This is a genomic window from Nocardiopsis alkaliphila YIM 80379 (assembly GCF_000341005.1).
In the GTDB taxonomy this organism is placed as follows: Bacteria; Actinomycetota; Actinomycetes; order Streptosporangiales; family Streptosporangiaceae; genus Nocardiopsis; species Nocardiopsis alkaliphila.
This window is the reverse complement of the sequence record NZ_ANBD01000185.1, coordinates 1-7542: the sequence shown is the minus strand read 5'-3', so window position 1 is coordinate 7542 and position 7542 is coordinate 1. Positions and strand designations below refer to the sequence as shown.

At 69.3% G+C, this 7542-nt stretch carries 6 protein-coding genes and 1 pseudogene; 6 read left to right on the top strand and 1 reads right to left on the bottom strand.

The genetic code is table 11. The features are described 5' to 3' along the window. Positions 1 to 610 (top strand): DUF3043 domain-containing protein (locus tag D472_RS0124025; RefSeq protein ID WP_026118024.1); only part of this gene is annotated, 610 nt, incomplete at its 5' end. Positions 611 to 747: 137 nt separating this feature from the next. Continuing rightward, positions 748 to 1735, top strand: a pseudogene (locus tag D472_RS26995) (aldo/keto reductase family protein). 81 nt (positions 1736 to 1816) lie between these two features. On the opposite strand, the gene D472_RS0124015 reads toward D472_RS26995, so the two are convergent. Next, positions 1817 to 2023, bottom strand: coding sequence for a hypothetical protein (locus D472_RS0124015; protein ID WP_017606982.1), 207 nt, complete (start codon positions 2021 to 2023; stop codon positions 1817 to 1819). Between the two features lie 207 nt (positions 2024 to 2230). Here D472_RS0124015 and D472_RS0124010 point away from each other — a divergent pair, with 207 nt between their 5' ends. The 4 genes from D472_RS0124010 (at position 2231) to lpdA (ending at position 7377) form a co-directional block, all read left to right on the top strand. Further along, on the top strand, positions 2231 to 3232 hold the full coding sequence (locus D472_RS0124010; RefSeq protein ID WP_017606981.1) for a bifunctional adenosylcobinamide kinase/adenosylcobinamide-phosphate guanylyltransferase: 1002 nt from the start codon (positions 2231 to 2233) through the stop codon (positions 3230 to 3232). 29 nt (positions 3233 to 3261) lie between these two features. Then, positions 3262 to 4014, top strand: coding sequence for an adenosylcobinamide-GDP ribazoletransferase (locus tag D472_RS0124005; RefSeq protein WP_033304595.1), 753 nt, complete (start codon positions 3262 to 3264; stop codon positions 4012 to 4014). 329 nt (positions 4015 to 4343) lie between these two features. Further along, the gene (locus D472_RS0124000) at positions 4344 to 5864 is read left to right on the top strand and encodes a leucyl aminopeptidase (RefSeq protein ID WP_017606979.1); all 1521 of its coding nucleotides are present in this window, start codon (positions 4344 to 4346) and stop codon (positions 5862 to 5864) included. A 136-nt stretch (positions 5865 to 6000) separates the two neighbouring features. Continuing rightward, on the top strand, positions 6001 to 7377 hold the full coding sequence (gene lpdA, locus D472_RS0123995) for a dihydrolipoyl dehydrogenase (RefSeq protein WP_026118023.1): 1377 nt from the start codon (positions 6001 to 6003) through the stop codon (positions 7375 to 7377). Positions 7378 to 7542: the final 165 nt, after the last annotated feature.

Below are 7542 nucleotides of genomic sequence, written 5' to 3'. Positions count from 1 at the left end.
CCCCGCCGATTCCGCCAGCCCTGAGGCCTCTGAGGCCACCCAACCTAAGGGATATACCCCCAAGAAGGGTGTGCCCACCCCCAAGCGCAGGGAATCCGAAACCGTCCCGCGCCGGCCGGTGAAGGCCCCCGAGACACGAAAGGAGGCCTACCGCGCCTACCGGGATCGTCTCGAACGCCAACGTTCCAAGGGCGTCGCGCGTTCCGTTCCCGGAGCACCCAAGGGTGAGGACGCCCGGTACTACCGGCCCCAGGACCTGTCTCCGGCGCGTGCCTACGCGCGTGACTTCATCGATTCACGCCGCAGCGCCAGTGAGTTCTTCCTGCCGTTCTCGATCCTGGTCATTCTGCTGCTCTTCGTGAACAATCCCCTCTTCCAGGTGGGCGTGGCCTACGTGATCTGGCCGCTGATGATGGTCACCATCGTGGCCGAGGGCGTGCTCGTGGGGCGCACCGTCAAGAAACGCGCCACCGAGTACTTCCCCAACGACGAGCTGTTGCGCGGTATCGGCATGTACGCCGCCATGCGCCAGCTGCAGTTCCGCAAGCTGCGCCTGCCCAAGCCACGGATCAAGGTCGGCGAGGACCCCACCCCGAGCGGTTCGCGCTGAGCACCGCCGTGCCCCCTGAAGGCCCCGAGGGCCGGTGCGAGCACCGGCCCTTCTTCCTTCCCTGCCCGTGGAGCGTGAGGACGTTCGCGGCCCCGAGGCCGCTTGTGGCCACGTGATCGGCCGATAGAGTGCTCCGCATGGAATTTCGGCATCTGGGCAACAGCGGTCTCATGATCAGTGAGATCGCCTACGGGAACTGGATCACCCACGGTTCCCAGGTCGAGGAGGACACCGCCACCTCCTGTGTTCGCGCTGCGCTCGACGCGGGCATCACCACCTTCGACACCGCCGACGCCTACGCCCGGGGCAAGGCCGAGGAGGTCCTCGGTCGCGCGCTCAAGGGCCAACGTCGCGACGGGCTGGAGATCTTCTCCAAGGTCTTTTGGCCCATGGGCGAGGGCAAGAACGACCGAGGTCTGTCACGCAAGCACGTCATCCGCAGCTGTGAGGACTCGCTGCGCCGTCTGGGCACCGACTACCTGGACCTCTACCAGGCGCACCGGTTCGACCACACCACCCCGTTGGAAGAGACGATGCGGGCCTTCGAGGACCTGGTCCGCCAGGGCAAGGCCCTCTACATCGGTGTCTCCGAGTGGCGCGCCGAAGAGATCGAGCGAGCCTTGAAGATCGCCGACGAGATGGGCTTCGACCGGATCGTCTCCAGCCAGCCGCAGTACAACATGCTCTGGAGGGTCATCGAATCCGAGGTCGTGCCGCTGTCCGAACGCGAGGGCATCGGTCAGCTCGTGTGGTCGCCGATCGCCGGCGGCGTCCTCACGGGCAAGTACCGTCCGGGCCAAGAGCTGCCCAGCGGGTCCCGCGCCGCCGACCCCAAGAGCAAGCACTTCCTCGCCGACAGGGTGGAGGACCANCGGGCTGCGGGAGCCGCTGGCGGCCGAGGCCGGGCTGACCCTGTCCCAGTTGGCCGTGGCCTGGGTCCTACAGAACCAGAACGTGTCGGCGGCCATCATCGGCGCCTCCCGCCCCGACCAGGTGGAGAGCAACGTCAAGGCGGCCGGGGTGAAGCTCGACTCCGGGCTCATGGCCCGCATCGACGAGGTCCTGGGCGACAGCGTGCAGCGTGATCCGGCGCTCACCAAGAGTCCTGAGAACATCCGCGGCTGACCCCACGACCGCGCACACGAACGGGTGAAACCCTCCAAGGAACACGATGTGGGGCCCGGGGCGGGCCCCACATCCTCACGGTCAGTCCTCGGCCGCCAGGGGCATCGTGTAGACCTCGCGGTCCCCTGCCACGAGGGTGACGGTGGCCACGCCGGTCTCGGCGAGCTCTGCCCAGTTCTCACCGAGCCAACTCTCGGCGTCACCTCGCGAGGTGAACGACTCGGCAGGCGGCTCCGCGGCCTCCGTGGGCGCCCCGTCCTCTCCGTGGTACCGCCACGTCCACGCCATGTTCGATCACCCTTCGTCGCCGATGCCACGGTGGTCGCCACCGCGATCCTGGGCCGAGCTTAACCAAGCCTCGGGCCGAGATGTTGTTTACTTCTTCGCGTGCGTATCCGATTCCTGGGGACGGCCGGCCAAGCGGGCTGGCCGGCACCACAATGCACCTGTTCCTCCTGCAAGAAGGCCCACCTGGAACGCCGACTGCCGCTGAGGGTGACCATCGACGACCGTTTCCGGATCCGTGACTTCGGGGTGGTCGGTCCGGTACCGCCGGACTACGTTGTCACCTCCACCGCGGACGGGCTCCGGGTGGAGGCGCCCGACGGGGGCCGCCTGCTGTACGCCCGCTCCGGTCCGGGGGTCCTGCCCGGAGCGCCGCCCGCCGACGAGCCCCCGGGTGATTCCTCCGCCTACACCTCGGCCTCCTCCACGACGGATCAGCAGGTGGACATGGTCATCGTCGACGCCGCCCGGTACCCGGAGGTCATCGGAGAGCTGCGACGCTCGGGAGTGATCGGGGTGACCACGGCGGTGGTGGCGGTCGGTGGCGATCACCGCGTTCGTTCGCCCCAGGAATTCGCCCGCCGGGCTCGGTTGTGGGGCGCCCTGGTTCCGAGCGACGGCGCCGAGATGAACTGTCCACCCTCGGTATGGCCCGAGTCTCGGCCTCGGGGCCCGCACCGGACCCTGATCACCGGAGGCGCGCGCTCGGGCAAGTCGGGTGAGGCCGAACTACGCCTGTTGGCCGAGCCGAGGGTCGTGTACGCGGCCACCGGTCCGGCCCCCGAGCCCGAGGTCGACCCCGAGTGGGCGGAGCGGGTCGCACGCCACGTCGGACGTCGCCCCTGGTGGTGGCGGACCGAACAGACCACGGACCTGGCCCCGCTGCTGCGCCAGGAACGCGGGGCGGTGCTGATCGACTGTCTGGGGACCTGGCTGACCTGGATCATGGGCGAGTGCGGCCTATGGGAGGAGGAACCCCCGCACGACGCCGAGGAGCGTGTGGACGCGGCCGTCCGAGAGCTGTTGGAGGCCTGGCGCACCACTTCGGCGTACGTGGTGGCGGTGACCAACGAGGTGGGATCGGGCGTGGTGCCGGCCACCCGGTCCGGGCGACTCTTCCAGGACCGATTGGGCCTGTTGAACCAGTGGGTGGGAGCCGAGTCCGAGGAGGTCGTGTTGGCCTTGGCCGGGCGCGTGGTGGATCTGGAGTGAGCGCTCGAAAGACCGTGGTGGGTCTGCGGATGGCGGTGGGCACCTTTACGGTGTGGCCGGTACGGGTCGACCGGGTGGATCGTGTGGTGGCCGGTCGGGCCATGTGCTGGGCCCCGGTCCTGGGCGCCCTGCTCGGTGCGGTGATCGGCTCGGTGGCCGCCGTCGGGATGTGGCTGGGCTGGTCGGCTCCACTGGCCGCGTTGCTCGCCGTGGGTTCGGGCGCTCTGCTCACCCGAGGGTTGCACCTGGATGGTCTGGCCGACCTGGCCGATGGGCTCGGCAGCGGTCGGCCGGCCGAAGGGGCCCTGGAGGTGATGCGCCGCTCCGACATCGGGCCGTTCGGGGTGCTGACCCTGTTGGTGACGGTGGGTGCCCAGACGTTGGCCTTGGCCCAGTTGGCGCAGATCTCCGCCGGCGCGGTACTGGTGGGGGCGGTACTGGCGGGCACGGCGGGCCGGACGGCGGCGACGTTGGCGTGTGTGCGGGGGATGCCCTCCGCCCGTCCAGAGGGGCTGGGCGCGTTCGTGGCGGGCACGGTGAGCACACCCATGGCTTCGTTGTGCCTCCTCGGGGTGATGACGCTGAGTCTGCTCGGAGCGACGCACTCCCCCGCCTTCGCGATGGCCTGTGCGCTCGGTGTCGTGGCGGGGCTCCTCATGGCCGGGGCCCTGTCGTGGCACGCGGTGCGGCGCTTGGGGGGAATCACCGGGGACGTGTTGGGCGCCTTGGTGGAGACCTCGGCGACGACGGTGCTCCTGGTGCTCGCCGCGGCCGACGCTTGAGGTTCGGGCGATCGGTGTGAGGACTGGCGCGAGCTCCACCAGCGGATTCATACCGGCCGGTAACCTACCGGGGGAGCGAATGTAGCCATCATCACATTTTTTCACACGATGTTTCATGGCGTTTTCGCCAGGGCAGCGAGCGGAGGCGTCGCCACCCCCGTACGACGCCTTCCACGGGGGGCCAAAGGGCCCACACCGCCCGGACGGAACACGACCCACCCGGAGTACGGGCCCACTCGTGCCGCGCCATGGAAGGACGACGCCAGAGCCGCGAGGGGCACGGGGCGCCACGTCGCCGACGGGGCCTCAGGAGGACTAGCATCGGGAACGTGAGCACGACGTTGTCAGTAAACACGGAGTCCCCCAATTCGCTCGACGCCGACGCGATCGTCGTCGGTTACCACTCCGGAGGCGACGCCCCGGAACCGGCATCGGGCGCTCATACCGTCGACGCCGCCTTCTCCGGCGGCCTCGGCTCGACCCTGTCGCTCCTGGGAGCGAGCGGCGCCCCTGAGGAGGTGCACACCATTGCCTCCCTCGGAGCCGTCGAAGCCCCGGTCGTCGTCGCGGTCGGTCTCGGCCCGGCGCCCACCGACGGTCCCGTCGACCCCGACGTGCTGTCCCGTGCGGCCGGTGCCGCACTGCGTTCGCTGAGTTCGCGTCCCGAGGGCGCGGGCCGTGTCGTCCTGGCCCTGCCCGCCACCACCGCCGAGCAGGTCGGTGCCGTGGCCCTGGGCGCCCGGCTCGGCACCTACTCCTTCGACCGCTACCGCACCGGTGAGAAGGCCCGGGAGAAGGCCGCCAAGAACGCCACGACCACGCTGACCCTGATCAGTGAGGCCGCGGGGGCCGACGACGCCGCCGAGCGCGCCGCCGTCTTGGCCGAGGCCGTCGCCTTCACCCGCGACCTCGTCAACACCGCCCCGGCCGACCTGGTCCCCGAGGACCTGGCCACCACGGCGCAGGAGATCGCCCAGCAGGCCGGCCTGGAGATCGAGGTCCTGGACGAGCGCGCCTTGGCCGAAGGCGGGTACGGCGGCCTGACCGGCGTCGGTCAGGGTTCGGCGAACCCGCCGCGCCTGATCCGGCTGTCCTACAGTCACCCCGAGGCCACCAAGAAGGTCGCCTACGTCGGCAAGGGCATCACGTTCGACTCCGGTGGTCTGTCCCTCAAGCCCGCGGGCGGGATGGAGTGGATGAAGTCCGACATGAGCGGTGCCGCCTCGGTGCTCGCCGCCATGCGGGCCATCGCCACCTTGGGCGTGAAGGTCAACGCCGTCGGCTACCTGGCCGTGGCCGAGAACATGCCCAGCGGCACCGCCCAGCGTCCCTCCGACGTGCTGAGCGTCTACGGCGGCAAGACCGTCGAGGTGCTCAACACCGACGCCGAGGGCCGTCTGGTCATGGCCGACGCCTTGGTCCGCGCCCAGGAGGACGAGCCGGACCTGGTCGTGGACATCGCCACCCTCACGGGCGCGCAGCTCGTCGCCCTGGGCACCCGCGTCTTCGCGGTCATGTCCAACGACGACGCCGTTCGTGAGGCGGTCGTGGCCTCGGCCACCGCCGAGGGCGAGCCCTCGTGGCCGATGCCGCTCCCGGCCGAGTTGCGTGCCGGCCTGGACTCCGCGGTCGCCGACATCGCCAACGTGGCGGGCGAGCGCTGGGGCGGGATGCTCTCCGCTGGTGTCTTCCTCAAGGAGTTCATCGAGGAGGGCAACAAGTGGGCCCACCTCGACATCGCAGGGCCCTCCTTCAACCAGGGTGGCCCGCACGGCCACACCTCCAAGGGCGGCACGGGTGCGGGTACCCGCACCCTCGTCCGCATCGCCGAGGACCACGCGACCGCGTAGTCGGTCGGGGCGGTGCTCCACGTGAGCCCGGGCACCGCCCCGCCACGGCGACCCCACCGGTCGGCCATGGACCACACCCCGGAGCCGACCGACCGTGGAACCCACCATCAGCCACCACAACAAGGAGTTCGTTCCCGTGAGTGAGAGCGGCGGTACCTTCGACCTCGTCGTCCTTGGCGGCGGCAGCGGCGGCTACGCGGCGGCACTACGCGCCGCGGAGCTGGACATGAGCGTCGTCCTGATCGAGAAAGACAAGCTCGGCGGCACCTGCCTGCACCGCGGCTGCATCCCCACCAAGGCCCTCCTGCACTCGGCCGAGGTCGCCGACTCCGCCAAGGAGAGCGAGAACTTCGGTGTCAAGGCGTCCTTCGAGGGCATCGACATCGAGGCCGTGCACAAGTACAAGGACAAGGTGATCAACGGCCTGCACAAGGGCCTGAGCGGCCTGGTCAAGGCCCGCAAGATCACCCTCGTCGAGGGTGAGGGCAAGCTCACCGGCAAGGACGAGGTCACCGTCGACGGCAAGGTCTACAAGGGGAAGAACATCCTCCTGGCGACCGGCTCCAAGCCCAAGACACTGGGTCTGGAGATCGACGGCGAGAAGGTCATGACCAGTGACCAGGCCATGGAGCTGAACCGTGTCCCCGAGTCCGTCATCGTCCTGGGCGGCGGCGTGATCGGTGTGGAGTTCGCCAGCGTGTGGCGTTCCTACGGCGCCGAAGTCACCATCGTCGAGGCGCTCAAGCACCTGGTCCCCGCCGAGGAGGAGTCCAGCTCCAAGCTGCTGGAGCGGGCCTTCCGCAAGCGCAAGATCAAGTCCGAACTCGGCAAGCCGTTCGAGTCGGTCAAGACCACCGATTCCGGTGTGGTCGTCACCCTCGAGGGGGGCAAGACCCTCGAGGCCGAGGTCCTGCTGGTGGCCATCGGCCGTGGCCCGGTCTCCGAGGGCCTGGGCTACGAGGAACAGGGCATCACGCTCGACCGCGGCTTCGTCAAGGTCGACGAGAACCTGCACACCGGTGTGGGCAACGTCTACGCGGTCGGTGACCTGATCCCGACCCTGCAACTCGCGCACGTGGGTTTCGCCGAGGGCATCTTCGTCGCCGAGTACATCGCCGGGCAGAACCCACCGGCGATCGACTACGACGGTGTTCCCCGCGTCACGTACTGTGAACCCGAGGTCGCCTCCGTCGGCCTGACCACCCAGGTGGCCAAGGAGCGTGGCTACGACGTCGTCGAGATGAACTACAACCTGGCGGGCAACGGCAAGAGCCAGATCCTGCAGACCCAGGGCGCGGTCAAGGTCATCACCGAGAAGGACGGCCCCGTGCTGGGCGTCCACATGGTGGGCAGCCGTGTCGGCGAACTGATCGCCGAGGGGCAGCTGATCTACAACTGGGAGGCACTGCCCTCCGAGGTGGCCCAGCTGATCCACCCGCACCCGAGTCAGTCCGAGGCGTTGGGTGAGGCGCACCTCGCACTGGCGGGCAAGCCGCTGCACGTCCACGACTGATCGCTTCACCAGGGGGCGGGCTCCAGGGCCCGCCCCCGACCACATCCGCGCTGTCCATCAAGGCCTTGGGCAGATACCGCGCCCAGATCCAACGAGGAACCCATGCCGACTTCCGTTTCCATGCCCGCCCTGGGAGAGAGCGTCACCGAGGGGACCGTCACCCAG